The organism is Streptomyces sp. NPDC049597, from assembly GCF_040675505.1.
GTDB lineage: Bacteria > Actinomycetota > Actinomycetes > Streptomycetales > Streptomycetaceae > Streptomyces.
The window spans coordinates 41712-67582 of the sequence record NZ_JBFAOY010000015.1 but is presented as its reverse complement, the minus strand read 5'-3'; the positions used below and the strand labels follow the sequence as shown (position 1 = coordinate 67582).

Annotated in this window: 22 protein-coding genes; 15 read left to right on the top strand and 7 right to left on the bottom strand. The window is 72.8% G+C overall.

The annotated features are described in order from the left end of the window. Positions 1 to 68 precede the first annotated feature (68 nt). The 6 genes from dxr (at position 69) to AB0K02_RS18840 (ending at position 7319) form a co-directional block, all read left to right on the top strand. Entirely contained in the window at positions 69 to 1340 is a 1272-nt protein-coding gene (gene dxr, locus AB0K02_RS18865) for a 1-deoxy-D-xylulose-5-phosphate reductoisomerase (RefSeq protein ID WP_365993579.1), read from the top strand. Beyond that, the gene (locus AB0K02_RS18860; RefSeq protein ID WP_365993578.1) at positions 1337 to 2635 is read left to right on the top strand and encodes a site-2 protease family protein; all 1299 of its coding nucleotides are present in this window, start codon (positions 1337 to 1339) and stop codon (positions 2633 to 2635) included. Before dxr ends, AB0K02_RS18860 begins: the two co-directional genes overlap by 4 nt. Positions 2636 to 2809: 174 nt before the next feature. Next, positions 2810 to 3967, top strand: a complete 1158-nt coding sequence (gene ispG / locus AB0K02_RS18855; protein ID WP_365993577.1) for a flavodoxin-dependent (E)-4-hydroxy-3-methylbut-2-enyl-diphosphate synthase — start codon at positions 2810 to 2812, stop codon at positions 3965 to 3967. Positions 3968 to 4135: 168 nt separating this feature from the next. Continuing rightward, positions 4136 to 4981: a GNAT family N-acetyltransferase gene (locus tag AB0K02_RS18850; RefSeq protein WP_365993576.1), complete on the top strand. Its 846-nt coding sequence runs from the start codon at positions 4136 to 4138 to the stop codon at positions 4979 to 4981. A 29-nt stretch (positions 4982 to 5010) separates the two neighbouring features. Next, on the top strand, positions 5011 to 5559 hold the full coding sequence (locus tag AB0K02_RS18845; protein WP_365993575.1) for a GNAT family N-acetyltransferase: 549 nt from the start codon (positions 5011 to 5013) through the stop codon (positions 5557 to 5559). 65 nt (positions 5560 to 5624) lie between these two features. Beyond that, positions 5625 to 7319, top strand: coding sequence for a proline--tRNA ligase (locus AB0K02_RS18840; protein ID WP_365993574.1), 1695 nt, complete (start codon positions 5625 to 5627; stop codon positions 7317 to 7319). A gap of 840 nt (positions 7320 to 8159) precedes the next feature. On the opposite strand, the gene AB0K02_RS18835 is transcribed toward AB0K02_RS18840, so the two are convergent. Genes AB0K02_RS18835 through AB0K02_RS18825 form a run of 3 tightly spaced genes read right to left on the bottom strand, consistent with a single transcriptional unit; the run spans position 8160 to position 10064 of the window. After that, a complete protein-coding gene (locus AB0K02_RS18835; protein WP_365993573.1) occupies positions 8160 to 9029 on the bottom strand; it encodes an aminoglycoside phosphotransferase family protein in 870 nt (289 codons plus the stop codon). Between the two features lie 43 nt (positions 9030 to 9072). Further along, positions 9073 to 9504 (bottom strand): DUF4439 domain-containing protein, encoded by a 432-nt coding sequence (locus AB0K02_RS18830; RefSeq protein WP_365993572.1) that lies wholly within the window; start codon positions 9502 to 9504, stop codon positions 9073 to 9075. Further along, entirely contained in the window at positions 9501 to 10064 is a 564-nt protein-coding gene (locus tag AB0K02_RS18825) for a hypothetical protein (protein ID WP_365993571.1), read from the bottom strand. The genes AB0K02_RS18830 and AB0K02_RS18825 overlap by 4 nt, the downstream gene beginning before the upstream one ends. A 124-nt stretch (positions 10065 to 10188) precedes the next feature. Here AB0K02_RS18825 and rimP point away from each other — a divergent pair, with 124 nt between their 5' ends. The 9 genes from rimP to AB0K02_RS18780 all read left to right on the top strand — a co-directional run bounded on the left by rimP (position 10189) and on the right by AB0K02_RS18780 (position 21698). Then, entirely contained in the window at positions 10189 to 10704 is a 516-nt protein-coding gene (rimP, locus tag AB0K02_RS18820) for a ribosome maturation factor RimP (RefSeq protein ID WP_365993570.1), read from the top strand. A 2-nt stretch (positions 10705 to 10706) separates the two neighbouring features. Then, positions 10707 to 11702, top strand: a complete 996-nt coding sequence (gene nusA / locus AB0K02_RS18815; RefSeq protein WP_365993569.1) for a transcription termination factor NusA — start codon at positions 10707 to 10709, stop codon at positions 11700 to 11702. Positions 11703 to 11819: 117 nt separating this feature from the next. After that, entirely contained in the window at positions 11820 to 12098 is a 279-nt protein-coding gene (locus AB0K02_RS18810) for a YlxR family protein (protein WP_365993568.1), read from the top strand. Between the two features lie 152 nt (positions 12099 to 12250). After that, positions 12251 to 15310, top strand: a complete 3060-nt coding sequence (gene infB, locus AB0K02_RS18805) for a translation initiation factor IF-2 (RefSeq protein WP_365993567.1) — start codon at positions 12251 to 12253, stop codon at positions 15308 to 15310. Positions 15311 to 15458: 148 nt separating this feature from the next. Further along, entirely contained in the window at positions 15459 to 15752 is a 294-nt protein-coding gene (locus tag AB0K02_RS18800; protein ID WP_365993566.1) for a DUF503 domain-containing protein, read from the top strand. Positions 15753 to 15787: 35 nt separating this feature from the next. After that, on the top strand, positions 15788 to 16225 hold the full coding sequence (rbfA, locus tag AB0K02_RS18795; RefSeq protein WP_365993565.1) for a 30S ribosome-binding factor RbfA: 438 nt from the start codon (positions 15788 to 15790) through the stop codon (positions 16223 to 16225). Beyond that, the gene (truB, locus tag AB0K02_RS18790; protein ID WP_365993564.1) at positions 16222 to 17121 is read left to right on the top strand and encodes a tRNA pseudouridine(55) synthase TruB; all 900 of its coding nucleotides are present in this window, start codon (positions 16222 to 16224) and stop codon (positions 17119 to 17121) included. Before rbfA ends, truB begins: the two co-directional genes overlap by 4 nt. Before the next feature lie 204 nt (positions 17122 to 17325). After that, complete coding sequence (locus AB0K02_RS18785) at positions 17326 to 20718, top strand: serine protease (protein WP_365993563.1); 3393 nt, start codon at positions 17326 to 17328, stop codon at positions 20716 to 20718. Positions 20719 to 20759: 41 nt separating this feature from the next. Further along, positions 20760 to 21698: a bifunctional riboflavin kinase/FAD synthetase gene (locus tag AB0K02_RS18780; protein WP_365993562.1), complete on the top strand. Its 939-nt coding sequence runs from the start codon at positions 20760 to 20762 to the stop codon at positions 21696 to 21698. 238 nt (positions 21699 to 21936) lie between these two features. On the opposite strand, the gene AB0K02_RS18775 is transcribed toward AB0K02_RS18780, so the two are convergent. The 4 genes from AB0K02_RS18775 to AB0K02_RS18760 are packed head-to-tail and all read right to left on the bottom strand — an operon-like array spanning position 21937 to position 25869. Next, positions 21937 to 22908 (bottom strand): ABC transporter ATP-binding protein, encoded by a 972-nt coding sequence (locus AB0K02_RS18775; RefSeq protein WP_365993561.1) that lies wholly within the window; start codon positions 22906 to 22908, stop codon positions 21937 to 21939. A gap of 20 nt (positions 22909 to 22928) precedes the next feature. Continuing rightward, positions 22929 to 23906, bottom strand: a complete 978-nt coding sequence (locus AB0K02_RS18770) for an ABC transporter ATP-binding protein (protein WP_365993560.1) — start codon at positions 23904 to 23906, stop codon at positions 22929 to 22931. Then, positions 23903 to 24823 carry an ABC transporter permease gene (locus tag AB0K02_RS18765; protein ID WP_365993559.1) on the bottom strand — a complete coding sequence of 307 codons (921 nt, stop codon included), beginning with the start codon at positions 24821 to 24823 and terminating at the stop codon, positions 23903 to 23905. The genes AB0K02_RS18770 and AB0K02_RS18765 overlap by 4 nt, the downstream gene beginning before the upstream one ends. Then, positions 24820 to 25869: an ABC transporter permease gene (locus tag AB0K02_RS18760; RefSeq protein ID WP_365993558.1), complete on the bottom strand. Its 1050-nt coding sequence runs from the start codon at positions 25867 to 25869 to the stop codon at positions 24820 to 24822. Before AB0K02_RS18760 ends, AB0K02_RS18765 begins: the two co-directional genes overlap by 4 nt. Positions 25870 to 25871: the final 2 nt, after the last annotated feature.

The following is a 25871-nucleotide window of genomic DNA, read 5'->3' as shown; positions in this document are numbered from 1 at the left end:
TCCAGCGGCGAGGGGGCGCACAGGGACGCCCTGTCCGGGCGCACAGGCCGAACGGCCACAATGGGGGGATGAGCGACAGCCCATCACCCCTCGCCGACCCGCATCTGACCTTCGACGCCTCTCAGGGGCGCCGGGACATCGTCGTCCTCGGCTCGACCGGGTCCATCGGCACGCAGGCCATCGACCTGGTCCTGCGCAACCCCGACCGCTTCCGCGTCACCGCGCTGTCCGCCGCCGGCGGACGGGTCGGCCTGCTCGCCGAGCAGGCGCACCGGCTGCGCGTCGAGACCGTCGCCGTGGCCCGCGAGGACGTCGTTCCCGCGCTGCGCGAGGCATTGGCGGCCCAGTACGGGACCGAGCCCCTGCCCACGGTCATCGCCGGCCCGGACGCGGCCACCGAGCTCGCCGCATCGCCGTGCCACACGGTGCTCAACGGCATCACGGGCTCCATCGGTCTGGCGCCCACCCTCGCCGCGCTCGAGGCCGGCCGTACGCTCGCACTGGCCAACAAGGAGTCGCTCATCGTCGGCGGGCCCCTGGTCAAGGCAGTCGCCAAGCCGGGCCAGATCATCCCGGTCGACTCGGAGCACGCCGCGCTCTTCCAGGCGCTCGCCTGCGGCACCCGCGCCGACGTGCGCAAGCTCGTGGTCACCGCCTCGGGCGGCCCCTTCCGCGGCCGCACGAAGGCGGAGCTCGCGAACGTCACGCCCGAGGACGCGCTCGCGCACCCCACCTGGGCCATGGGCCCGGTGATCACGGTCAACAGCGCGACCCTCGTCAACAAGGGCCTCGAGGTCATCGAGGCCCACCTCCTCTACGACATCCCCTTCGACCGCATCGAGGTCGTCGTCCACCCCCAGTCGTACGTCCACTCGATGGTGGAGTTCACCGACGGCTCGACGCTCGCCCAGGCCACCCCGCCGGACATGCGCGGCCCGATCGCGATCGGCCTCGGCTGGCCCGAACGCGTCCCCGACGCGGCGCCCGCGTTCGACTGGTCCACGGCCTCGACGTGGGAGTTCTTCCCCCTCGACGACGAGGCGTTCCCCTCCGTGGGACTCGCCCGGCACGTGGGGGAGCTGGGCGGCACGGCCCCGGCGGTGTTCAATGCGGCGAACGAGGAGTGCGTCGAGGCGTTCCTCGCCGGGCGGCTGCCTTTCAACGCCATCATGGATACGGTCACCCGTGTGGTCGCCGAGCACGGGACACCCGCCCCGGGAACCTCGCTCACCGTGACGGACGTCCTCGAAGCGGACGCCTGGGCCCGGAGGAGGGCCCGTGAGACGGCGGCGACGTACACACACAGCGGCGAAGAACGGCCTGCGGAGGCTCGCGCATGACGATGGTGTTGACGGTTCTCGGCATAGTGCTGTTCGGCGTGGGGCTGCTGTTCTCCATCGCCTGGCACGAGCTGGGCCATCTGTCGACGGCGAAGCTGTTCGGCATCCGGGTGCCGCAGTACATGGTCGGCTTCGGCCCGACCCTGTTCTCCCGGCAGAAGGGCGAGACCGAGTACGGCATCAAGGCCATCCCGATGGGCGGCTACATCCGCATGATCGGGATGTTCCCGCCCGGGGACGACGGCCGCATCGAGGCGCGCTCCACGTCCCCGTGGCGCGGGATGATCGAGGACGCCCGCTCCGCCGCGTACGAGGAGCTGCAGCCCGGCGACGAGACACGGCTGTTCTACACGCGCAAGCCGTGGAAGCGCGTCATCGTGATGTTCGCGGGGCCGTTCATGAACCTCGTGCTCGCGGTGGCGATCTTCGTCGGCGTGATGATGACCTTCGGCACGCCGACGCAGACCACCGAGGTGGCGGGCGTCCAGAAGTGCGTCATCGAGCAGAGCGAGAAGCGCGACACGTGCGCCAAGGGCGACCCCGACTCGCCCGCCGCGCTCGCGGGGCTCAAGGAGGGCGACAGGATCGTCGCCTTCGAGGGGGAGCGCATCGACGACTGGCCCACGCTCTCCGAGCGCATCCGCGACACGATCGGCCCCGCCGAGATCACCGTGGAGCGCGACGGCCGGGAGCAGGTCCTGCACGCGACGCTCATCGAGAACATGGTGGTCAAGAAGGACGAGGACGGTGAGGTCGTCTCCGGCTACGAGCCCGCTGGCTACCTCGGCTTCGCCGCCAGGACCGAGATCCTGCCGCTGTCGTTCGGCGAGTCCGTCGACCGCATGGGCGGCATGATCGAGAACGGCGCCGAGTCGATCATCGCTCTGCCCTCCAAGGTCCCGGACCTGTGGGACGCGGCCTTCGGTGACGGGGAGCGCAAGGACGACTCCCCGGTGGGCGTGGTCGGCGCGGCCCGGCTCAGCGGCGAGGTCCTCAACCTCGACATGCCGACGACCAACATCGTCGCCACGTTCCTGATGCTGCTCGCCGGCTTCAACCTCTCGCTGTTCCTGTTCAACATGCTGCCGCTGCTGCCCCTCGACGGCGGACACATCGCCGGCGCGCTGTGGGAGTCCGCGCGGCGGGGGATCGCCAAGGTGTTCCGGCGCCCGGACCCGGGGCCGTTCGACGTGGCGAAGCTGATGCCCGTCGCCTATGTGGTGGCCGGGATCTTCATCTGTTTCACCCTGCTCGTGCTGGTCGCCGACATCGTCAACCCGGTGAAGATCAGCTGACGGAACGGTCAGGGGATCACCCTCGCGACGGCCGGACACCCTGGGTGTCCGGCCGTCCTCTTTGGGTGGACTTCGGGCGGCGGATGTGCCCGGCCGAACGCCAGTGCCGTAATCTCGGGTCCTGGAGCCCGCCGATCTCGGGACCTCGATCCATACCTTGGGGTTGCACAGCAGATGACTGCAATTTCTCTCGGAATTCCGTCCGTTCCGACGAAGCTCGCCGACCGGAGGGTCAGCCGGAAGATCCAGGTCGGTTCCGTCGCGGTCGGCGGCGACGCACCCGTCTCGGTGCAGTCCATGACGACGACCCGGACCTCCGACGTCGGCGCGACGCTGCAGCAGATCGCCGAGCTGACGGCTTCGGGCTGCCAGATCGTCCGGGTCGCGTGCCCCACGCAGGACGACGCGGACGCCCTCGCGACCATCGCCCGGAAGTCGCAGATCCCGGTCATCGCCGACATCCACTTCCAGCCGAAGTACGTCTTCGCGGCGATCGACGCCGGCTGCGCGGCGGTGCGGGTCAACCCGGGCAACATCAAGCAGTTCGACGACAAGGTCAAGGAGATCGCGAAGGCGGCGGGGGAGACGGGCACCCCCATCCGCATCGGCGTCAACGCGGGCTCGCTGGACCGCCGCCTGCTGGAGAAGTACGGCAAGGCGACCCCCGAGGCGCTCGTCGAGTCCGCCCTGTGGGAGGCGTCGCTCTTCGAGGAGCACGGTTTCCGCGACATCAAGATCTCGGTCAAGCACAACGACCCGGTCGTGATGGTCAACGCCTACCGCCAGCTCGCCGCCCAGTGCGACTACCCGCTGCACCTCGGCGTCACCGAGGCCGGCCCCGCCTTCCAGGGCACGATCAAGTCCGCGGTCGCCTTCGGCGCGCTGCTGTCGGAGGGCATCGGCGACACCATCCGCGTCTCCCTCTCCGCCCCGCCGGCGGAGGAGGTCAAGGTCGGCATCCAGATCCTGGAATCGCTGAACCTGCGCCAGCGCCGCCTGGAGATCGTCTCCTGCCCGTCCTGCGGCCGCGCCCAGGTCGACGTCTACAAGCTGGCGGACGAGGTCTCGGCGGGCCTCGAGGGCATGGAGGTCCCCCTGCGCGTCGCTGTCATGGGCTGCGTGGTGAACGGTCCCGGCGAGGCCCGTGAGGCCGACCTCGGTGTCGCCTCCGGCAACGGCAAGGGCCAGATCTTCGTCAAGGGCGAGGTCATCAAGACCGTGCCCGAGTCGAAGATCGTCGAGACGCTGATCGACGAGGCGATGAAGATCGCCGAGCAGATGGAGAAGGACGGCGTCGCCTCCGGCGAGCCCCAGATCTCCGTCGCCGGCTGACGCGTCCACGCGTCCCCGAGGCCCCGCCCCCACCGGGACGCGGGGCCTCGCGCCGTCCTGGCCCGGCCCCGGCACCCGCCCGCAGGCCGGTCCGTTTCCCCGGACCGGACACGACGCCGAAGCGGCAGGTACAGTGCCAGGATCAGCAAACCGCATGGTGAGGCCCTTGTGTTGACGCAGACCACCACCCGGGTCCTCGACCCCGGCGATCTCGGCGCAGCGCTCGCCATCCTCGAGAGCGATCCCGTGGCGAATGCTTTCGTCACCGCCCGGGTCCAGGTAGCCGGACTCGATCCCTGGCGCCTCGGCGGCGAGATGTGGGGCTGGTACGCGGACGGGCAGCTGCGCTCCCTCTGCTACTCCGGCGCCAACCTCGTCCCGGTCTGCGCCACGCCCGAAGCCGTGCGCGCCTTCGCCGACCGGGCCCGCAGGACCGGACGCCGCTGCTCGTCCATCGTGGGCCCCGCCGAACCGACCGCCGCGCTGTGGCGCCTGCTCGAACCGAGCTGGGGCCCCGCCAGGGACGTACGCCCCCACCAGCCGCTGATGGTCACCGAGACGGTCCCCGACGACATCGAGCCCGATCCGTACGTCCGCCGCATCCGCAAGGACGAGATGGACGTGATCATGCCGGCGTGCGTCGCGATGTTCACCGAGGAGGTCGGCGTCTCCCCGATGGCCGGTGACGGCGGCCTGCTCTACCAGGCCCGCGTCGCCGAACTCGTCGGCACGGGACGGGCGTTCGCGCGCATCGAGGACGGCAAGGTCGTCTTCAAGGCCGAGATCGGCGCCGCGACCGCCAAGGCCTGCCAGATCCAGGGCGTCTGGGTCGCGCCCGAGTTCCGCGGCCGCGGACTGTCCGAGACCGGCATGGCGGCCGTCCTGCGCTACGCCCTCGCGGACGTCTCGCCGATCGTGAGCCTGTACGTCAACGACTACAACACCGCCGCCAGGGCCGCCTACCGCAGGGTCGGATTCCGCGAGGTAGGCGCCTTCATGAGCGTGCTGTTCTGAATGGCGGGCGCGGCCAGTAGGGTGCGGCCATGGCAGCAGATCCCGGCGTCGTCATCGGCCCTCTCGACCTGACGGCACGGGTCGACGAGGCGCTCGCCGTCCAGGCACTGGCCTTCGGGCTCAGCGACGAAGAGATCGGCATCCGCCGCTACATCGTGCTGCGGCACCTGACCAGCCCCGGCGCCCGCGCCCTCGGCGCCACCACCGCGGACGACCGGCTCGTCGGCTTCGTCTACGGAATGCCCAACGACCGCGGCCACTGGTGGTCCACCGTCGTCGAGCCGTACCTGCGCCGCAACGGCAGCGACGACTGGCTCGACGACGCCTTCGTCATCACCGAGCTGCACGTCCACCCCGGCTTCCAGGCCCGCGGGATCGGCCGCGCACTGATCACCGACCTCACGGACGCAGCCGACCAGTCGCGCTCCATCCTGTCCGCCATCGACACCGAGAGCCCCGCGCGCCGCCTCTACCGCAGCCTCGGCTACCGGGACCTCGCCGAGCACGTCCTGTTCCCGAGCGCCCCCAGTCCGTACGCGGTGATGGGCGCCCCCCTGCCGCTGCTGCGCGGCAACTGATTTCCGCCTGTCGGTGCCGCCCGGCTAACCTCCTGCACATCACACGTTCCGAGCAGGAGTTCACCATGGCCCAGGTCCAGCGCATGTCCCGTCTGATGGTCAAGACACTGCGCGACGACCCGGCGGACGCCGAGACGCTCAGCCACAAGCTCCTCGTCCGTGCCGGTTACGTCCGCCGCAACGCCGCGGGCATCTGGTCCTGGCTGCCCCTCGGCAAGCGCGTCCTGGAGAACGTCGCCCGCGTCGTGCGCGAGGAGATGGACGCCATCGGCGCCCAGGAGGTCCTGCTGCCGGCCGTGCTGCCCAAGGAGCCGTACGAGGCGACCGGCCGCTGGGAGGAGTACGGCGCCGAGCTGTTCCGCCTCAAGGACCGCAAGGGCGCCGACTACCTCCTCGGCCCCACCCACGAGGAGATCTTCACCCAGCTGGTCAAGGACCAGTGCACGTCCTACAAGGACCTGCCGGTGATCCTCTACCAGATCCAGACGAAGTACCGCGACGAGGCGCGTCCCCGCTCGGGCATCCTGCGCGGCCGCGAGTTCCAGATGAAGGACTCGTACTCCTTCGACACCTCCGACGAGGGCCTCGCCGAGTCCTACGCCCTGCACCGCGAGGCGTACGTGAAGATCTTCGAGCGGCTCGGTCTGGAGCACAAGATCGTTTCGGCGGTCTCGGGGGCGATGGGCGGCTCGGCGTCCGAGGAGTTCCTCGCACCCGCCGCGGCCGGTGAGGACACCTTCGTCTACTGCCCGTCCTGCGACTACGCCGCCAACACCGAGGCCGTCACCTTCGTGCAGGAGCCCGTCGAGGCTGCGGACCACGGCCCGGTCGAGGAGCTGGACACCCCCGACACGCCGACGATCGAGACGCTCGCCCAGCACCTGGGCGTCCCGGCGTCGGCCACCCTCAAGAACCTCCTGGTCAAGGTCGACGGCGAGATCGTCGCGGTCGGCGTCCCCGGAGACCGTGAGGTCGACCTCGGCAAGCTCGGCGACCACCTGGCGCCCGCGACCGTCGACCTGGTCACCGCCGAGGACTTCGTGGACCGCCCGGACCTGGTCCGCGGCTACGTCGGCCCGCAGGGCCTGGAGAAGGTCCGCTACATCGCCGACCCGCGCGTCGCGCCCGGCACCGCCTGGATCACCGGGGCGAACAAGCACGGCTTCCACGCGAAGAACGTCGTCACCGGCCGGGACTTCGAGGTCGACGAGTACCTGGACGTCGTCGTGGTCGAGGAGGGCGACCCCTGCCCGAAGTGCTCCACCGGCCTGAAGCTCGACCGCGCGATCGAGATCGGTCACATCTTCCAGCTGGGCCGCAAGTACGCCGACGCCTTCCAGCTCGACGTGCTCGGCCAGAACGGCAAGCCGGTCCGCGTGACCATGGGCTCGTACGGCATCGGCGTCTCGCGCGCGGTGGCCGCGCTCGCCGAGCAGACGGCCGACGAGCAGGGCCTGTGCTGGCCCCGCGAGATCGCGCCCGCCGACGTGCACGTCGTTGCCGCCGGCAAGGCACTGCAGACGGAGCTGGCCCTGGACGTCGCGCGGCAGCTGGGCGAGGCCGGCCTGCGCGTGCTGGTCGACGACCGGGCCGGTGTGTCGCCGGGCGTGAAGTTCACGGACGCGGAGCTGATCGGCGTCCCGAAGATCCTCGTGGCGGGCCGCCGCGCCGGCGAGGGCGTGGTGGAACTGAAGGACCGCCGCACGGGCGAGCGCGAGGAGCTCCCGGTCGCGGAAGCGGTGGCGCGCCTGCGCGCGTGACGCGCGGCGTCGTGCGCCGGTGAACGGGTCCGCGTGGCGCTGCCCGAACGGGCCGAGGCCCCGCCGCGGCCCCGCCCGCCCGGGGGCCACACCCGCCGCCTTCAGTTCGGCTGCGCGGGCCGGTGCACCTTGATCGCCGAGGGGGCTTGACGCCGGGGCTCTGCCCCGGCCTGCCAGCGCGCAGGGCGGGCTTGCCCCGTTCGGGGCGGGTTTCCTCCATGGCCGCCAGGCCGCGGGACTTGGGGACACCGCGCGAAGCGCGTCGCGGGGGCAGTCCCCGGGCCCGCCTGCCAGGGCGCGCACCGCTGAGGCCCGGGCGAAGCCCCGACGCCCGCGCCCGCCAGAAGCACTGGGCTAGAGTCCCGTGCTTGCCGAGCCGTTGGGTTGGTGGAGACACCGCGCGGAGCACGCAACGCGGCGCTGGGCGGCCCCGAAGCCGGCCCGGCGGGCGGGCGCCATGGAGTCCGGGGCGCACCCGAGAGGGGCTGGGGCAGAGCTCCGAGCCCGCGCCTGCCAGGGCGCAGGGCCGGGGTCCCGTGCTTGCCGAGCCGTTGGGTTGGTGGAGACACCGCGCGAATCACGCAACGGGTGCGGGCCGGGTCCCGAAGCCCGCCCCCAGGCTGGCGCCCTGGAGTCCGGGGCGCACCCGAGAGGGGCCTGGGGTGGAGCCCCGACGCCCGCGCCCGCCGGAAGCACAGGGCCGGGGTCCCGGGCTTGCCCGGGTTCCGGGTGGGTTGGTTGAGGACACCGCGCGAAGCGCGGGCCGGGCGGAGCCCGGCCGACGGGACGAGCGCCGGGGGGTCCGGGGCGGAGCCCCGGTTTCGGGAAGGGGCGCCGCCGCTACAGCCAGCTCGCGAACTCCAGTGCCAGCTCGCCCTCACCCCGGCGGCCCGACGCCACCGCGCGAGTGCCCGACTCGACCGCGCGGAACAGCGTCCAGCCGCGCAGCCGGTCTCGGTCCACCTCCAGTGAGTCCGCCAGTCTGTTCACCCGGCGGCGGGCCGACGCCGCGCCCCCGGCCGAGGCCACCAGGTCCTCGACCCGGTCGCGGACCAGGCGCGCCAGGTCGTAGGCGCGTTCGCCCACCACCGGCTCCGGACCCACCGCGAGCCACGGCACCCGCTCACCCGCCAGCACCTTGCCCTGGCGGAAGTTGCCGTGCAGCAACAGGGCTTCGGGCGACGACGCCGCCAGTTCCTCACGCACCGCGACAGCCGCCGCGACCAGCGGCTCGTCGGCCGCGTGCGCACGCATCGCCTCCGCCTGCCGCTCCGTGCGCCCGGCCACCGTCTCGAAACCGTGGTCCGCGGGCAGCTCGACCCAAAGACGCCGAACCGTTCCAGCAGCCTCCAGCAGCGCTTTCGCCTCGGGCAGGGACCGCAGGGAGACATCGGGCTGCAGCCGCTCCATGAGAAGGCCGTCCCCGTCATCGTCCAGCAGGCGCACCGATCCCCACCCGTTCCAGTGCGCGAGCGCCGCCCGCTCCAGCGCCGGCGCGGCGGCGGGCGGGGCCAGCTTCAGCGCGGCGGGCGTGCCGTCGAGACGGCGTACGAGAAGGACGAGACCGCTCCGGCCGCCCGGCACCACCACCCGTTCGACGTCCAGCTTCCGCCGGTCCACCGCCTCCTGCGCGGTCCGGTGCAGGCGCCCGAGCCACTCGTCGTTCTCCCCGAGTGCCCGGACCAGCCGCTGCGGCGGTTCGAGAGCCATACGTGGTGCGTTCCCTTTCCGGTTCAGCCGATTGCAGGTGAGGTCAGCCGCTTCGGCCGGCGGCCCGCTCGGCGAGCCCAGGAAAGGCTACGCCGCTGCCGCGCCAGCGCACGGCACGGACCGCCGCCTCACGCAGCGCCGCCGCGGCCTCCAGCCGCAGCGGTCCGTCCGCCGCCCGCACGAGGTCGGAGCACACGCCCGCGACCCGCTCCTCCAGCTCGGCCGCGAGCCGGACCGCCGCCGCGGAGTCACGCACGGCGAACGGCAGGTCGTAGGCGGCCGCTGCGACGACCGGCTGCGCACCGAGGTCGCGCGCCGTGCGCACGAGCGCGTCCCGGCGGGCCCGGTGCGCCGCATGGGCGGCGGCGGCCTCGTGGGCGCGGTCGTCGTCGATGCGGCCGCCGACGACCCCGTATCCGTAGACCGCCGCGTGCTCCGCCGCCAGCGCGGCCTGTACGGCGTCGACCGCGCTCATCGCGCGTCCCCCTTCGTGAGCAAGTACGCATGGGCCGCTCCGGCGGCGGCGACCGAGGCCAGCAGCCGGGCCAGCTCCGGTTCCGCGTCCGCCAGTGACGCCGTGTGCGCGTCGGAGGTGCGCCGCTCGGCCGCGGCGAGCGCCTTGAGAGCGGCGACGGGATCGTCCGGGGCGGGGCCGCCGGGCACCACCGATCCGGTCCCCGAGGGCGACGGCGACACCGGCGCGGCCGGTGCCTGCTTCCGGCCGGCGAGGGCAGCCACATGCGCGGCCACGTGCGCGCGCAGCGGCGTCAGCCGCCCGGCGAGCGCGGGATGGCGGGCGATCACGGCGTCGTACTCGTCCAGCAGCGTCCGGCTCCGGGCCGCGAGCCGCCGGCGCAGGGCCTTCTCGGCCTGTGCCGGGTCGGCGGCCGGGCCGCGGGGAGGCCGCTCCTGTGCGGCATCGTCCGAACAGCCGGTCACCATCGCGGCGGCGGCCGCACCCGTCGCCAGCAGCGCCCGTCGCCGCGTCGTCCCGGTGCGCCCCACGCCTGTCTCCTCGGCCCTCTTGGTGATCATCGCCGCAGGCGAGCGTACCCGCGGGTCCGGCGCCCGTGGACGGCAACACCCTCCGGGACCGGATACCCTTTCCTTCGACACGCGACGATCCCACAACAGCACACGCGGCCGAGGAGTCACCCGGATGAGCACCACCCAGAGCGAGAGGCTGCGCGGGCTGCTGGAGCCGCTCGTCACCGCCGCCGGCCTGGATCTGGAAGAGATCGAGGTCTCCCGGGCAGGCCGACGCCGCACACTGAGGATCATCGTCGACTCCGACGACGGCGTGGAACTGGACGCGTGTGCCGAGCTGAGCCGCTCCCTCTCCGAGAAGCTCGACGAGACGGACGCGATGGGCGAGGGCGAGTACGTCCTCGAAGTCAGCTCCCCCGGCGCCGACCGCCCCCTGACCGAGCACCGCCACTACGTGCGCGCCACCGGCCGCCTGGTCAAGCTGCAGCTGCACGAAGCAGGGGAACTGGTCGCCCGCATCATCACCGTGGACGACGAAGGACTCGACCTCGAGATCCCGGGCGTGAAGGGGCGCAAGCCCACCGCCCGACGGGTCGCGTTCGACGAGATCGCCAAGGCGCGCGTCGAAATCGAGTTCAGCCGCAAGGACAGGCAAGACGTGAAGGACGAGAAGGAAGAGGAGGCGTAGCCGTGGACATCGACGTGAAGCTCCTGAGGGGCTTGGCACAGGAGAAGGAGATCGCCTTCGACCTGCTGGTCGAGGCCATCGAATCGGCCCTCCTCATCGCGTACCACCGCACCGAGGGCAGCCGCAGGCACGCCCGTGTGGTGCTCAGCCGGGACACCGGCCATGTGACGGTGTGGGCGAAGGAGGACCCGTCCGATCTGGAGGAGGGCCAGGAGCCCAAGGAGTTCGACGACACCCCGTCGGACTTCGGCCGGATCGCCGCGAGCACCGCCCGCCAGGTCATCCAGCAGCGGCTGCGGGACGCGGAGAACGACGTCACCTTCGGCGAGTACGCCCGCCGTGAGGGCGATGTCGTCGCGGGCCAGGTGCAGCAGGGCAAGGACCCCAAGAACGTCCTCGTCAAGCTGGACGACAAGCTCGAGGCGATCCTGCCCGTGCAGGAGCAGGTGCCGGGCGAGGAGTACACCCACGGCCTGCGCCTGCGCACCTACGTGGTCCGGGTGGCCAAGGGCGTGCGCGGTCCGTCCGTGACGCTGTCGCGCACCCACCCCAACCTGGTGAAAAAGCTGTTCGCGCTGGAGGTCCCGGAGATCGCCGACGGCAGCGTCGAGATCGCGGCGATCGCCCGTGAGGCCGGTCACCGCACCAAGATCGCGGTCCGCTCCACCCGTTCGGGTCTGAACGCCAAGGGCGCCTGCATCGGCCCCATGGGCGGCCGGGTGCGCAATGTGATGGCCGAGCTGCACGGCGAGAAGATCGACATCGTGGACTGGTCGGAGGACCCGGCCGAGATGGTGGCGAACGCGCTGTCGCCCGCCCGGGTGAGCAAGGTGGAGATCGTCGACCTCGGCGCCCGCTCCGCCCGTGTCACCGTTCCGGACTACCAGCTGTCGCTGGCGATCGGCAAGGAAGGGCAGAACGCCCGCCTCGCCGCGCGCCTGACCGGCTGGCGCATCGACATCCGCCCCGACACGGAGCACCCCTCCGACCAGGGCTGAGGAATGAATCGGCGTGGGGCCCCGTTGGTATGGGTCGGGGCTCACGCGGATCAGGACAACATCCGTTCGATTTTTGCCCCAAAGGGGTGAGGTCGGTGCGGGGAGGTAGACTTAAGCGTGTCTGGCCGGACGCATGCCCGCGTGTGCCCTGAGCGAACCTGTGTGGGATGCCGGGAGCGAGCGGCCAAGAGCGATCTGCTGCGCATCGTGGTGATCGAGGGCGAGTGCGTCCCCGATGATCGCGGTACGCTGCCCGGCCGGGGTGCGTACGTGCACCCCGCCTTGGTCTGTCTCGACCTGGCGGTTCGCCGCCGGGCGTTCCCGAGGGCCTTCCGGGTCAAGGGACCGCTCGAGACCGCCGACGTCCGGCGGCATGTCGAGCAGGCAGCACCGTAAGAAGAAAGAAGTACGGCACGGAACACCGTGCGGTCAGGTACCTCGCGAGTTGGAAGTAGGTCGAGATTGCGATGAGCACTCGATGAGTACGCGATGAGTACGCCCATGAAGTAGCGACGGTCCGGCGGTAACCCGGACCTAAAAGGAGCGAAGTGGCTAAGGTCCGGGTATACGAACTCGCCAAGGAGTTCGGCGTGGAGAGCAAGGTCGTCATGGCCAAGCTCCAAGAACTCGGTGAATTCGTCCGTTCGGCGTCCTCGACGATCGAGGCGCCGGTTGTACGCAAACTGACTGACGCGCTGCAGGGTCCCGGTGGCAACGCCGGCAAGACCGCAGCCAAGCCCGGCGCGCCCCGCAAGGCGACGCCGGCCAAGCCTGCCGCGCCCTCCCCGGCGCAGGCGGGCCGTCCCGCTGCCCCCAAGCCCGGCGCCCCGGCCCCCAAGCCGGCCCCGGCGAGCAGCACCCCCTCCGCGGCCCCGACCCCGGGCCCGCGTCCGACTCCGGGTCCCAAGCCCGCACCGGCCAAGCCCGCTCCGGCGGCTCCGGTGCCCGCAGCCGAGTTCTCGGCTCCGGCCCCGGCACAGCCCAGCACCCCGCAGGCCCCGCGGCCCACGGGTGCGACCCCCGGGCCCCGTCCTGCCCGTCCGGCTCCGTCCGGCGGCCAGCGTGACGGCGGCCGCGGCGGCGAGCGTCCGGCGCGTCCCGCCGGCGGCACCGGCGCCCCGCGCCCGGGTGCCCGTCCGGCCGGTCCCCGTCCGGGCAACAACCCCTTCACCTCCGGCGGCTCCACCGGCATGGCGCGCCCGCAGGCGCCCCGTCCGGGTGGCGCTCGTCCCGGCCCCGGCGGGCCGGGCGGCGGTGCCGTTCCGGGCGCCCCGCGTCCGCAGGGCGGCCCCGGCGGCGCTCCGCGCCCGCAGGGTCAGGGCGGTGCCCGTCCGACTCCGGGCGGCATGCCCCGTCCGCAGGCTCCCCGCCCCGGCGGCGGCCCTGCCGGCAACCGTCCCAACCCGGGCATGATGCCGCAGCGTCCCGCTGCCGGCCCGCGTCCCGGCCCCGGCGGCGGCGGTCGTGGTCCCGGCGGTGCCGGTCGTCCCGGCGGTGCCGGCCGTCCGGCCGGCGGCGGCTTCGCCGGTCGTCCCGGTGGCGGTGGCGGCGGCGGTCGTCCCGGTGGCGGCGGCGGTTTCGCCGGTCGTCCCGGTGGCGGTGGCCCCGGTGGCGGCGGCGGCTTCGGCGGCGGTCGTCCCGGCTTCGGCGGACGTCCGGGCGGTCCCGGCGGCCGTGGTGGCACGCAGGGCGCCTTCGGCCGTCCCGGCGGCCCCGCGCGCCGTGGTCGCAAGTCGAAGCGGCAGAGGCGCCAGGAGTACGAGGCCATGCAGGCCCCGTCGGTCGGCGGCGTGATGCTGCCTCGCGGCAACGGCGAGACCATTCGCCTGTCGCGCGGTGCGTCGCTCACCGACTTCGCGGAGAAGATCAACGCCAACCCGGCGTCGCTCGTCGCGGTCATGATGAACCTCGGCGAGATGGTCACGGCCACGCAGTCCGTCTCCGACGAGACGCTGCAGCTCCTCGGCGACGAGATGAACTACACGGTTCAGATCGTCAGCCCGGAGGAGGAGGACCGTGAGCTGCTCGAGTCCTTCGACATCGAGTTCGGCGAGGACGAGGGCGGCGACGAGGCCCTGGTCTCGCGTCCGCCGGTGGTGACCGTCATGGGTCACGTCGACCACGGCAAGACCCGACTGCTCGACGCCATCCGCAAGACGAACGTCGTCGCGGGCGAGGCGGGCGGCATCACGCAGCACATCGGTGCGTACCAGGTCGCCACCGAGGTCAACGGCGAGGACCGCGCGATCACCTTCATCGACACCCCGGGTCACGAGGCGTTCACCGCCATGCGTGCCCGTGGTGCGAAGTCCACCGACATCGCGATCCTCGTGGTCGCGGCCAACGACGGTGTGATGCCCCAGACGATCGAGGCGCTGAACCACGCCAAGGCGGCCGACGTGCCGATCGTGGTCGCGGTCAACAAGATCGACGTCGAGGGCGCGGACCCGACGAAGGTGCGCGGCCAGCTCACCGAGTTCGGTCTGGTGGCCGAGGAGTACGGCGGCGACACCATGTTCGTCGACATCTCCGCCAAGCAGGGTCTGCACATCGACTCCCTGCTGGAGGCCGTGGTCCTCACCGCGGACGCCTCGCTCGACCTGCGGGCCAACCCGGAGCAGGACGCGCAGGGCATCGCGATCGAGGCCCACCTGGACAAGGGCCGCGGCGCCGTCGCGACCGTCCTCGTCCAGCGAGGCACGCTGCGCGTCGGTGACACGATGGTCGCCGGTGACGCGTACGGCCGTGTCCGCGCGATGCTCGACGACAAGGGCGAGAACGTGGAGGAGGCGGGTCCCTCGACCCCCGTCCTCGTGCTCGGTCTCACCAACGTCCCGGGCGCCGGCGACAACTTCCTGGTCGTCGACGAGGACCGTACGGCCCGTCAGATCGCCGAGAAGCGTGCCGCCCGTGAGCGCAACGCCGCGTTCGCCAAGCGCACCCGCCGGGTGTCCCTCGAGGACCTCGACAAGGTGCTCAAGGCGGGCGAGGTCCAGCAGCTCAACCTCATCATCAAGGGCGACGCGTCCGGTTCGGTGGAGGCCCTCGAGTCCTCCCTGCTCCAGCTCGACGTCGGCGAAGAGGTCGACATCCGCGTGCTGCACCGCGGCGTGGGTGCGGTCACCGAGTCGGACATCGACCTGGCGATGGGCTCCGACGCCATCGTCATCGGCTTCAACGTCCGCGCGGCCGGCCGTGCCTCGCAGATGGCGGAGCGCGAGGGCGTCGACGTCCGGTACTACTCGGTGATCTACCAGGCCATCGAGGAGATCGAGGCGGCCCTCAAGGGCATGCTCAAGCCGGAGTACGAAGAGGTCGAGCTCGGTACGGCGGAGATCCGCGAGGTCTTCCGCTCGTCCAAGCTGGGCAACATCGCGGGTGTGCTCATCCGCTCCGGCGAGGTCAAGCGCAACACCAAGGCACGGCTCATCCGCGACGGCAAGGTCATCGCGGAGAACCTCAACATCGAGGGTCTGCGTCGCTTCAAGGACGACGTCACCGAGATCCGCGAGGGCTTCGAGGGCGGTATCAACCTCGGAAACTTCAACGACATCAAGGTCGACGACGTCATCGCGACGTACGAGATGCGCGAGAAGCCGCGCGGCTGACACAGCTCGACTGCGCAGCCTTTCCGGGGCCGGTCGGCGGAACAAACTCCGTCGATCGGCCCCGGCCGTTGCGTGTACGGTTTGGAGGTCCCTGCCAAGCGCTGGCAGGCGTCATGAACCCGAACCGGCGGGACATCCGGTCACACACATGTATGTGGGGACGCTGTCCTTCGATCTGCTTCTCGGCGACGTGCGGTCGCTGAAGGAGAAGCGCTCCGTGGTCCGCCCGATCGTCGCAGAACTCCAGCGGAAGTACGCGGTGAGCGTGGCCGAGGTGGGCGATCAGGACCTATACCGGCGGGCCGAGATCGGCCTCGCGGTGGTGTCCGGCGACACGGGACATCTGACGGCCGTACTGGACCGGTGCGAGCGCCTCGTCGCCGCCCGGCCCGAGGTGGAGCTGCTCTCGGTTAGACGCAGGCTCCACACAGACGAAGACTGAATGAGCAAGGCAGAGCAGGAAAGGAAGAAGGACCAGTGGCCGACAACGCGCGGGCGAAGAAACTGGCAGACCTCATCCGGGAGGTGGTCGCCGAGAAGCTGCAGCGCGGCATCAAGGACCCCCGGCTGGGATCGCACGTGACCATCACGGACACCCGCGTCACCGGTGACCTTCGGGAGGCCACGGTCTTCTACACGGTCTACGGCGACGACGAGGACAGGGCCAGCGCGGCGGCCGGACTGCAGAGCGCCAAGGGCATTCTGCGTTCGGCGGTCGGCGCGGCGGCGGGGACCAAGTTCACACCGACCCTGACGTTCGTGGCCGACGCCCTTCCGGAGAACGCGCGGACGATCGAGGACCTCCTCGACAAGGCGCGTGCCTCGGACGCCAAGGTACGCGAGGCGTCCTCGGGCGCCACGTACGCCGGCGAGGCGGACCCGTACCGCAAGCCCGAGGACGAAGCCTCGGAATGACACAGCACACCAGGACGCCCGACGGACTTGTCATCGTCGACAAGCCGTCGGGCTTCACTTCGCACGACGTCGTCGCCAAGATGCGCGGGATCGCGAGAACCCGGCGCGTCGGACACGCGGGGACGCTCGACCCCATGGCCACCGGCGTGCTCGTCCTCGGCGTGGAGAAGGCCACCAAGCTCCTCGGCCACCTCGCGCTGACGGAGAAGGAATACCTCGGCACCATCCGGCTCGGGCAGAACACGGTCACGGACGACGCGGAGGGCGAGATCACGTCCACCGCCGACGCCTCGGGCATCGCCCGTGAGGCGATCGACGCGGGTGTCGCCGCGCTGACCGGCGACATCATGCAGGTGCCGTCCAAGGTCAGCGCGATCAAGATCGACGGCAAGCGGTCGTACGCGCGCGTGCGCGGCGGCGAGGAGTTCGACATCCCGGCCCGGCCGGTGACCGTCTCCTCGTTCCAGGTGTACGACGTGCGGGAGGCGACCACCGAGGACGGCCAGACCGTCGTCGACCTCGTCGTCTCCGTGGTCTGCTCGTCGGGCACCTACATCCGGGCGCTCGCCCGCGACCTCGGCGCCTCGCTCGGCGTCGGCGGCCACCTCACCGCGCTGCGCCGGACCAGGGTCGGCCCCTACGGGATCGACGCGGCGAGGACGCTCGACCAGCTCCAGCAGGAGCTGACGGTGATGCCGATCGCCGAGGCCGCCGCAGCCGCCTTCCCCCGCTGGGACGTGGACGAGCGACGGGCGAAGCTGCTGGCCAACGGGGTGCGGCTGGACATGCCGGCCCACGACCGGTCGCCGGTCGCGGTCTTCGGCCCCGGCGGGCGCTTCCTGGCGCTGGTCGAGGAGCAGAAGGGCAAGGCCAAGAGCCTCGCCGTCTTCGCCTGACCCCGAGGACCGGGACGCCTCGTGGCACGGGCGGTGACGCCGCCCGTGCCACGACCCCCCTCGCTTCCCCCACCCCCATGCTGTCCGCCGTGACGCCCCAATTCACCTCATCGTGCAGGCGCTCGGAGTACCTGGCGGCGCACTTGGGGGCGCTTTCCTGACGCGGACTCCTGCGCTGATCATCGGCGGCCTAGCGTCGAGCGCATGGAACGCGGCAGCACGGCAACGCTGGTACAGATCTGCGACCTGGCCGGGCGGCCTCTGGGCACCGGCTTCGTCGCCGACGACTCGGGCACCGTCGTCACCGGTCAGGAGACCGTGGACGGACACGACACCGTGCTCGTCAGGGCACCCGGCGGCCACGAGAGCACGGCAGGGGCGGATGACGTCACCCGCATCCCGGACCTCGACGTCGCCCTGATCCGCACCCACGGACTCGCCGTGCCCCCGCTGCCCATCGGCGCACGGGACCACGTCGCGCGCGGGACGTACGTACGACTCCTCGCGGACGGCTGGCGCGAGGCCCGGGTCCTGGGCGCGGCCCACGACGTCCCGGACCCCTCAGCCGTGGAGCTGGCCATGGGGACGGACGGCACAGACGCGCTCCGCCGCGGCCGGGCGGCCGTCGGAGGACCGGTGCTCGACGCCGCAACCGGCGCCGTCCTCGCCGTCCTCGGCGCGCCCCCGCCGCCCGCACAGGGCGCGGCGGTCGCCCGGCTCCTGCGCCCCGGCCACCCGGACGGACCGCTCGCCGCGCTGCTGCGGCGCAACGCCGCCACCGTCCCCGCCTACGGCGACGACCTCAACCTGGCAGCCGTCCTCGAACTCACCGCCGTCTCCTGCGGATCCACCGGAGGCCCCAGCGCCTGGCCCGATCCGGTGGAACGGCCCGAAGCGGCCGCCGAGTTGACCGCCTTCACCCGGTCCGCGCCCGGCGTGCTGGGGCTCGTCGGCGCACCCGGCACGGGACGCACCACGGAACTGTCTGCGCTCGCCGTACGGCGCGCGGACGGCCCCCGCCCCGCGCCCACCCTGTGGCTGCGCGGCGCGGACCTGTGCCCCGACGACATGTCCCTCGCCGACGCGATGGCCCGCACACTGCGCCGCGCGGCACGCATCCGGGCCGCCGCGGAGAGGACCGTCGATCTCGCGGGAGTCACCCCGCGACGGGTGGCGCGCCTGTCCCGCGCGGCCGGCCGCCCCCTCCTCGTCGTCCTCGACGGCCCCGAGGAGATGCCGCCCGCCCTGGCGCACCGGCTCGCACCCTGGGCCCGGGCCACCGCCGACTGGCTGGCCGACCACTTCGTGCACCTGGTCGTCGGCTGCGGCCCCGAGCACTGGGAGCAGGCCGCGCAGCTGTACCGGCCGTCCGCCGCCCCCGCCCGCACGGCGTGCCCCGTCGTACGGATCGGGGACCTCGGACCGGAGCGGGCACGCCTGATGCGCGAGCGGTACGGCCTGCCCGAACACGCCCTCGCCGACCGGGACGCGGGCCATCCGCTCGCACTGCGCCTGCTCGCCGAGGTCCGCGGGGCCCTGCCCGACGGGGCGGCCGGCAGCCCGGCGCGCGAGGACGTCTTCGCCGCCTGGCTGGACCTGCTCTGCCTGCGCATCGCCGTCCGGGTCGCCGCGGCGAGCGCACCGCCCCCGCGCGGCACCGCCGTGCGGCGGCTCGCCGCCCGGGTGGCCGGCCGGGTGCACGAGGCGGCACGGCGCTGCCTTGGCGCCGGCCAGGGGGAACTGGACCGCCGGTCCTTCGAGGAGCTCTTTCCCTGGGCGTCCGGCTGGGCACCCGCCGTACTCACCGAGGGACTGCTCGTCCCGGCCGGCGGAGGCTACCGTTTCGCCCACGAGGAGTTCGCCGACTGGATCCAGGGCGCCCATCTGGACCTCGGCACCGCGCTCCGCACACTCGTGCACCGCCGCGTCCTGCCCGCCGACGAGGCGCCGGCCGTGCCGCGTCACCGCGGCGGCCCCCTCGTGCAGGCCCTGCTGCTCCTCGCCCGGCAGCGCGGCCCCGACCGGCTCGTCACCGAACTGGGCGCCCTCGTCGGCGCGTTGGACCGCACCGACGCGTCGCAGGCGGACCGGGACGCCCGCTGGTGGGCGGTGCGCCTGCTCACCGAGGTGCTGCACCGCGTGCCGGACGCCGAACCGTACGTCGGCGTGCTGCGGCTGATCGCGCGGCGCGTCGTCGCCGTGCCCGGCGAACGGAAGGACTTCGGGCCCGCGTTCTGGGCCCGGCTGCCGCTCGGCGAGGCGTCCCGCCTCGACCTGCTGCGCCGCCTGGTCCCCGCCGACCCGGCCCCGGGCACGGGCGCGACCGCCTCGCGCTTCCTCGACCTGGCCGCGGAGCGACTGGCCGCCGATCCCCGGGCCGTACAGCCACTGCTGTGCCAGTGGTTCACCGACGTCACCCCGCTCGCCGCCGGGCCGGACGCGGCCGTGCGGCCCACCGTCTCCGCCGCAGCGCAGGCCCTGCTGTACGCCCGTCGTGGCCAGGACCCCGACGGCCTTGCCGACGCCCTCGTCGCCACGGCCCACCCGCGGGCCGCCGAGCTGCTCGCCGTCCTCGCGCACGACGAGCCCGCCGCCTACTGCCGTGCCGTCCACCGCTGGGCCCGCGACCCGAGCCCGGCCAGGCGGGCCGCGGCCGCCGCCCATGCCCGGGCAGCCGACGCCGCGATCACCGCCGACGCCGACCGCGAACTGCTGCGCGGCGCGGCGGCCGCGCTGCTCGCCCGCCCCGGCCCGGTGAGCGGCCCGGCGCTGGCCCTGCTGGTCCGCGACCCCGTCAGCCGGGGACACCACCTGGACCGGGCGCTGGCCCGTTTCGCGGACGGCGACCCACAGCTGCCCCCGGCCGCCTTCACCGGCGCCCTCTCCACCCACCCGGGTCCCGTGCTCGCCGCCTTCCGGACCCGGCTCCTGCGGCCCGAGGCCACCGACGCGGGCGCCCTGCTGGAGGTGCTCGCCCGGGCGACCACCTCCACCACCGCCCGGCCGGTCGCCGCCCTCGTCTGCGAGTACGTCGACCACCGGCCCGGCGGAGCGCCGCACGCCGCGGCCTACGTGGAGCACCGCCTGGAGCAGCGGCCCGTCGACCGCGCCGTCCTGTTCCCCCTCGTCACCCGCCTGCTGCGCGGCCGGCCCGCGAACGTACGCAGCGCGCTCGCACCCGTACTCGCCGTGCCCGGCAGCCCCGCCTCCCGCCCGCTGCGCGCCGAGCTGCTCGACGTGCTGCTGCGCTACGAGCAGTACGAGGCCCGCGACCTGGAGGTGCTCGACGCCGTGCTGCGGGCCGCGGCCCTCGGCTGCGAGGGCGCCGACGAGTCCACGACCAGGGCCCTCGTGCACCGCACCGGCCTCCTGCTGGTCCGCAGCCCCGGCGGCGCGGCCCTCCTCGACCGCCGCCTCGTGGAACTCGCCGGGACCGCGCCGCGCTTCGCCGCCGCGCTCACCCGATGGCTCGCCGAGGACCCGGAGGAATGGGCCCTCGTGGCCGGTCCGCACACGTGGGGCACGCTCTGGACGCCCGACAGCCAGGTGCCGATGCGAAGCCGGGGTCCCGGGCATGGCAGTCTTAGACCTGCGTAATCGTTAATGACGTACACGGGTTCGGGCGAGGAGCGGTCACAGTGCAGCGCTGGCGTGGCTTGGAGGACATCCCCGAGGACTGGGGACGCAGCGTCGTCACCATCGGCTCCTACGACGGGGTGCACCGCGGACACCAGCTGATCATCGGTCGTGCCGTGGAGAAGGCGCGCGAGCTGGGCGTGCCGTCGGTCGTCGTCACCTTCGACCCGCACCCCAGCGAGGTCGTGCGCCCCGGCAGCCACCCGCCGTTGCTGGCGCCTCACCACCGCCGCGCGGAGCTGATGGCGGAGCTGGGCGTCGACGCGGTGCTCATCCTGCCGTTCACCGTGGAGTTCTCGAAGCTGTCGCCCGCCGACTTCATCGTGAAGGTGCTCGTCGACAAGCTGCACGCGCGTGCGGTCATCGAGGGCCCGAACTTCCGCTTCGGTCACAAGGCCGCCGGGAACGTCGCCTTCCTCACCGAGCTCGGCGCCACCTACGACTACGAGGTCGAGGTCGTCGACCTGTTCGTGTCCGGCGAGGCGGGCGGCGGGGAGCCGTTCTCCTCGACCCTGACCCGCCGCCTGGTCGCCGAGGGCGACGTGACGGGCGCCGCGGAGATCCTCGGCCGCCCGCACCGCGTGGAGGGCGTCGTGGTCCGCGGCGCGCAGCGCGGGCGCGAGCTCGGCTTCCCCACGGCGAACGTGGAGACCCTGCCGCACACCGCGATCCCGGCGGACGGCGTGTACGCGGGCTGGCTGACGGCGAACGGGGAGCGCATGCCGGCGGCGATCTCCGTCGGCACGAACCCGCAGTTCGACGGCACGGAGCGGACGGTCGAGGCGTACGCGATCGACCGCGTCGGCCTGGACCTGTACGGGCTGCACGTGACGGTGGACTTCCTGGCGTTCGTCAGGGGCCAGCAGAAGTTCGCATCGATCGACGCGCTGCTGGTGGCGATCGCGGACGACGTGAAGCGCTGCCGTGAACTGACGGCGTAGCCGTCCGGGCCGCGGCCTCGTGCGCGGCGCGGACGCGTGTGCGCAACCACCTCCGCGTGGGCCGGGCTTCTCGGGCTCGGCCGTCCGGCGGACGTGGTGACCGTGAGCGGGCCGTCGTCCGCACGTGCCCTGACGCGAAGCGACCCCAAGCCGTGGGGGCGGCCACCGGGCGGAACGGGGCCCCGGCACCACCCCGGCAGGGGCAGCGGGAGCGCCACGCCCCCGGGCGGACTCCGGCTCAGCGCCGGGACCAGTGGCACGCCACCCCCGCCCCCGTGCTCCCCAGCACCGGCAGGTCCCGGGTGCGGCACAGGTCCGCCACACCCGCCCGCGCGGCCTCGCCCGAGGCAAGGATCTGGCAGCGGGCGTGGAAGCGGCACCCGGACGGGATCCGGGAGGGGTCCGGGGGCTCGCCCGTCAGGACCACCGGGGCGTTCCCCGACTCCGGCAGCACCGACAGCAGCGCCTGGGTGTACGGGTGCCGGGGTGCCGTCAGCACCTCCTCCACCGGTCCCGACTCCACGATCCGGCCCAGGTACATCACCGCCACCCGGTCCGCGATGTTCCACGCGAGCCCGAGGTCGTGCGTCACCACCAGCGCGGACAGGCCCAGTTCGTCCCGCAGGCGCAGCAGCAGGGCGAGGATCTCGCCGCGTACGGAGGCGTCCAGCGATGCCACCGGCTCGTCGGCGACGATCAGTTCGGGCTCCAGCGCCAGCGCCCCGGCGATCACCACGCGCTGGCGCTGACCGCCGGACAGCTCGTGCGGATAGCGCAGGAAGAACCGCTCCGGCGGGCGCAGGCCCGCCCGCGACAGCGCCTGCGCGACGGCCGCCCGCTCGTCGCCCGCGTACCCGTGGATCCGCAGGCCCTCGGCGACCGCGTCGTACACGGTGTGCCGCGGGTTGAGCGAACCGCTCGGGTCCTGCAGCACCAGCTGCACCCGCTTGCGGTACCGCTTCAGCGAGCGGGAGGAGTAGTCCAGCGGCTGCCCCCCGAACGTCACCCGTCCCGACGTCGGCGGGACCAGACCGAGCAGCGAGCGCGCGAGCGTGGTCTTGCCGCAGCCGGACTCGCCGACCAGCGCGACGATCTCGCCCGCACCGATGTCCAGATCGACCCCGTCGACCGCCCGCGCGGCGGGACGGCCCCGCCGCCCGGGGAAGGCGACGTGCAGTTTGGCCGCGGACAGCAGGGGAGTGCTGGTCATGCTCGGCTCCTCGGTACGGCTCACAGCTGCTTCGCCCCCACGTGCAGACAGGCCGCCCGGCGCCCCTCACCCGCCGCGACCAGCACCTGGTCGCCGCTCGTACAGGCGTCCACGGCGACGGGACAGCGCGGGTGGAACGTACAGCCGTCCGGCAGTGACGCCGGGTCGGGCGGGTCGCCCGGCAGGCCGCGCGGCGCACGGCGCGACGCCGGGTCGCCGATGCGCGGGAACGCCGCGGAGAGGGCCTGCCCGTAGGGGTGCCGGGCCGCGCCGTACACCTCCCGCGCCGGGCCCTCCTCGACGATCCGGCCCGCGTACATCACCGCCAGCTCGTCGCAGGTGTCGGCGAGGACGCCCAGGTCATGGCTGATCATCAACAGGGCGATGTCCTTCTCGGCGACCAGCTGCTCGATGAGTCGCAGGATCTGCGCCTGGATCATCACATCGAGCGCGGTGGTCGGCTCGTCGGCCACGATGAGCCGGGGGTCGCAGGCCAGGGCCATCGCGATCATCACCCGCTGGCGCTGCCCGCCGGACAGCTCGTGCGGATACGCGTCGGCGCGGGAGACCGGCAGGCCCACGTGCTGGAGCAGTTCGCCGACGCGCGTCCTCGCTTCGGCCGGGGTGGCCCTGCGGTGCAGCAGGACCGGCTCGGCGATCTGGTCCCCGACGCGGTGCACCGCGTTGAGCGAGTGCATCGCGCCCTGGAAGACGATCGACGCCCCCGCCCAGCGGACGGCCCGCAGTCGTCCCCACTTCATGGTCAGCACGTCCTCGCCGTCGAGCAGGATCTCGCCGGTGAGGTGCGCGGACGCGGGCAACAGCCGCAGCAGGGCGAGCGCGAGCGTCGATTTGCCGCAGCCGGACTCGCCCGCGACCCCCAGCTTGCGGCCGGCCGCGAGCGTGAGGTCGACACCGCGTACGGCGGGGACGGCCCGCGCACCGGAGCCGTAGGTCACATGGAGGTCCCTGACCTCGAGAAGGCACGGCGCGGTCATCGAGTCGCCCCCAGCTTCGGGTTGAGCACGGACTCGATCGCGCGTCCGCACAGGGTGAAGGCGAGGGCCACGACCGCGATCGCGATGCCGGGCGGCGCCAGGTACCACCAGTGGCCCGAGGACACCGCGCCCGCCTCCCGCGCGTCCTGGAGCATGCCGCCCCAGGAGACCACGTTCGGGTCGCCGAGACCGAGGAAGGCGAGCGTCGCCTCGGTGAGGATGGCGCTGGAGATGCCGAGGGTGGTCTGCGCGAGGACCAGCGGCATCACATTGGGCAGGACGTGGCGGGTCATGATGTGCCGGTGCCCGCCGCCGAGAGCCTTCGCGCGCTCGATGTAGGGACGGGACTCGACGGCGATGGTCTGGGCGCGCACGAGCCGGGCCGTGGTGGGCCAGCTGGTGACCCCGATGGCGACGATCACGGTCCACATGCTCCGCGACATGACGGTCGCCAGGACGATCGCGAGCACCAGCGCCGGCATGACCAGGAACCAGTCCGTGATCCGCATCAGGACGGTGGAGAACCAGCCTCCGTAGTGACCCGCGACGATGCCGACCAGTGTGCCGATCGCCACCGAAAGGCCGGCGGCCAGCAGCCCCACGGTGAGCGAGACCCGGGCGCCCCACACCAGCAGCCCGAGCAGTGAACGCCCGAACTGGTCGGTCCCCAGAGGGAATGCGCCGCTCGGATCCTCCAGTGCCGTGCCGGGCGCGTTCGTCACGCTCTGCACGTCGGGTCCGACCAGCAGCGGTGCGGCCGCGGCCAGGGCGGCGATCAGCGCGAGCGCGGCCAGCCCGGACAGACCGGCGCGGTGGGTGCGGTACGCACGCCAGAACCGGGCCGCCGAGTCGCGGCGGCGCGCCCATGCAAGCGACGCGGCTGACGGTGCGGTCTTGTCGACCGGGGTCGTCGTCATCGGCCCACCCGGGGATCGAGCAGCGGATACAGCAGGTCTGCGAGGAGGTTCATCACGATCATGGCGCCGGCGAACACGACGAACAGGCCCTGCACCAGCGGGAGGTCCGGCACGCTCAGCGCCTGGTAGAACAGGCCGCCGAGGCCCGGCCAGGAGAACACCGTCTCCACCAGGATCGAACCGGCCGCCACATGACCGAGGTTGATGAAGACCATGGTCACCGTGGGCAGCATCGCGTTCGGCACGGCGTGCCTGCGGCGCACCACGTCGTCCCGCAGCCCCTTGGCCCGGGCCGTCGTCAGATAGTCGCTGCCCATCTCGTCGAGCAGCGAGGAACGCATCACGAGCAGCGTCTGCGCGTAGCCGACCGCGACCAGTGTGATCACCGGCAGCACCATGTGGTGCGCGACGTCGGCGACGTACGCGAAGCCGCTCTCGCTGCCGGACTCCATGCCACCGGTGGGGAACAGGCCGGGGACCGGGCCGATGCCGACCGCGAAGACGATGATCAGCAGCAGGCCCAGCCAGAACGAGGGCACCGACCACAGCGTCAGCGCGACACCCGTGTTGAGCTTGTCGCCGAGACTGCCGTGCCGCCATGCCGAGCGCGTGCCCAGCCAGAGCCCGATCGCGGAGTAGAGAACCACGGCGACGCCGGTCAGCAACAGCGTGGCCGGGACCTTCTGGGCGATCAGATCGCCCACGGGCGCGTGGAACTGGTACGACATGCCGAGGTCACCCGAGAGCGCCTTGCCGCAGTAGTCGGTGAACTGCTGCCACAGCGGCTTGTCCAGCCCGAACTGGCGGCGCAGCGTCGCCAGTTGCTCCGCCGATGTCGGCATGCCGTGCGTCATGGCCTTCACCGGGTCGCCCGGGATGATGCGGAAGAGGAAGAAGCTCGTGACGAGTACGGCGAACAGCGAGACCGCCGCACCGCCGAGCCTGCCCGCCGCGTGAAGGAGATAGGCGCGTACGTGGCCGCTCGCGGCGCGGGCCTCGGGGGCCCGCGCCACAGCGGTCGTGCCGGTCGTGCTCGTGGTGCTCATCG

Excerpts from the sequence above, each read along its gene's own strand:
- truB (WP_365993564.1), top strand. The coding sequence starts at position 16,222 with ATGACACAGCACACCAGGACGCCCGACGGACTTGTCATCGTCGACAAG.
- AB0K02_RS18860 (WP_365993578.1), top strand. The coding sequence starts at position 1,337 with ATGACGATGGTGTTGACGGTTCTCGGCATAGTGCTGTTCGGCGTGGGG.
- AB0K02_RS18785 (WP_365993563.1), top strand. The coding sequence starts at position 17,326 with ATGGAACGCGGCAGCACGGCAACGCTGGTACAGATCTGCGACCTGGCC.
- AB0K02_RS18840 (WP_365993574.1), top strand. The coding sequence starts at position 5,625 with ATGGCCCAGGTCCAGCGCATGTCCCGTCTGATGGTCAAGACACTGCGC.
- AB0K02_RS18845 (WP_365993575.1), top strand. The coding sequence starts at position 5,011 with ATGGCAGCAGATCCCGGCGTCGTCATCGGCCCTCTCGACCTGACGGCA.
- AB0K02_RS18765 (WP_365993559.1), bottom strand. The coding sequence starts at position 24,823 with ATGACGACGACCCCGGTCGACAAGACCGCACCGTCAGCCGCGTCGCTT.
- dxr (WP_365993579.1), top strand. The coding sequence starts at position 69 with ATGAGCGACAGCCCATCACCCCTCGCCGACCCGCATCTGACCTTCGAC.
- AB0K02_RS18830 (WP_365993572.1), bottom strand. The coding sequence starts at position 9,504 with ATGAGCGCGGTCGACGCCGTACAGGCCGCGCTGGCGGCGGAGCACGCG.
- AB0K02_RS18825 (WP_365993571.1), bottom strand. The coding sequence starts at position 10,064 with ATGATCACCAAGAGGGCCGAGGAGACAGGCGTGGGGCGCACCGGGACG.
- AB0K02_RS18760 (WP_365993558.1), bottom strand. The coding sequence starts at position 25,869 with ATGAGCACCACGAGCACGACCGGCACGACCGCTGTGGCGCGGGCCCCC.
- AB0K02_RS18800 (WP_365993566.1), top strand. The coding sequence starts at position 15,459 with ATGTATGTGGGGACGCTGTCCTTCGATCTGCTTCTCGGCGACGTGCGG.
- ispG (WP_365993577.1), top strand. The coding sequence starts at position 2,810 with ATGACTGCAATTTCTCTCGGAATTCCGTCCGTTCCGACGAAGCTCGCC.
- AB0K02_RS18775 (WP_365993561.1), bottom strand. The coding sequence starts at position 22,908 with ATGACCAGCACTCCCCTGCTGTCCGCGGCCAAACTGCACGTCGCCTTC.
- AB0K02_RS18835 (WP_365993573.1), bottom strand. The coding sequence starts at position 9,029 with ATGGCTCTCGAACCGCCGCAGCGGCTGGTCCGGGCACTCGGGGAGAAC.
- AB0K02_RS18770 (WP_365993560.1), bottom strand. The coding sequence starts at position 23,906 with ATGACCGCGCCGTGCCTTCTCGAGGTCAGGGACCTCCATGTGACCTAC.
- rimP (WP_365993570.1), top strand. The coding sequence starts at position 10,189 with ATGAGCACCACCCAGAGCGAGAGGCTGCGCGGGCTGCTGGAGCCGCTC.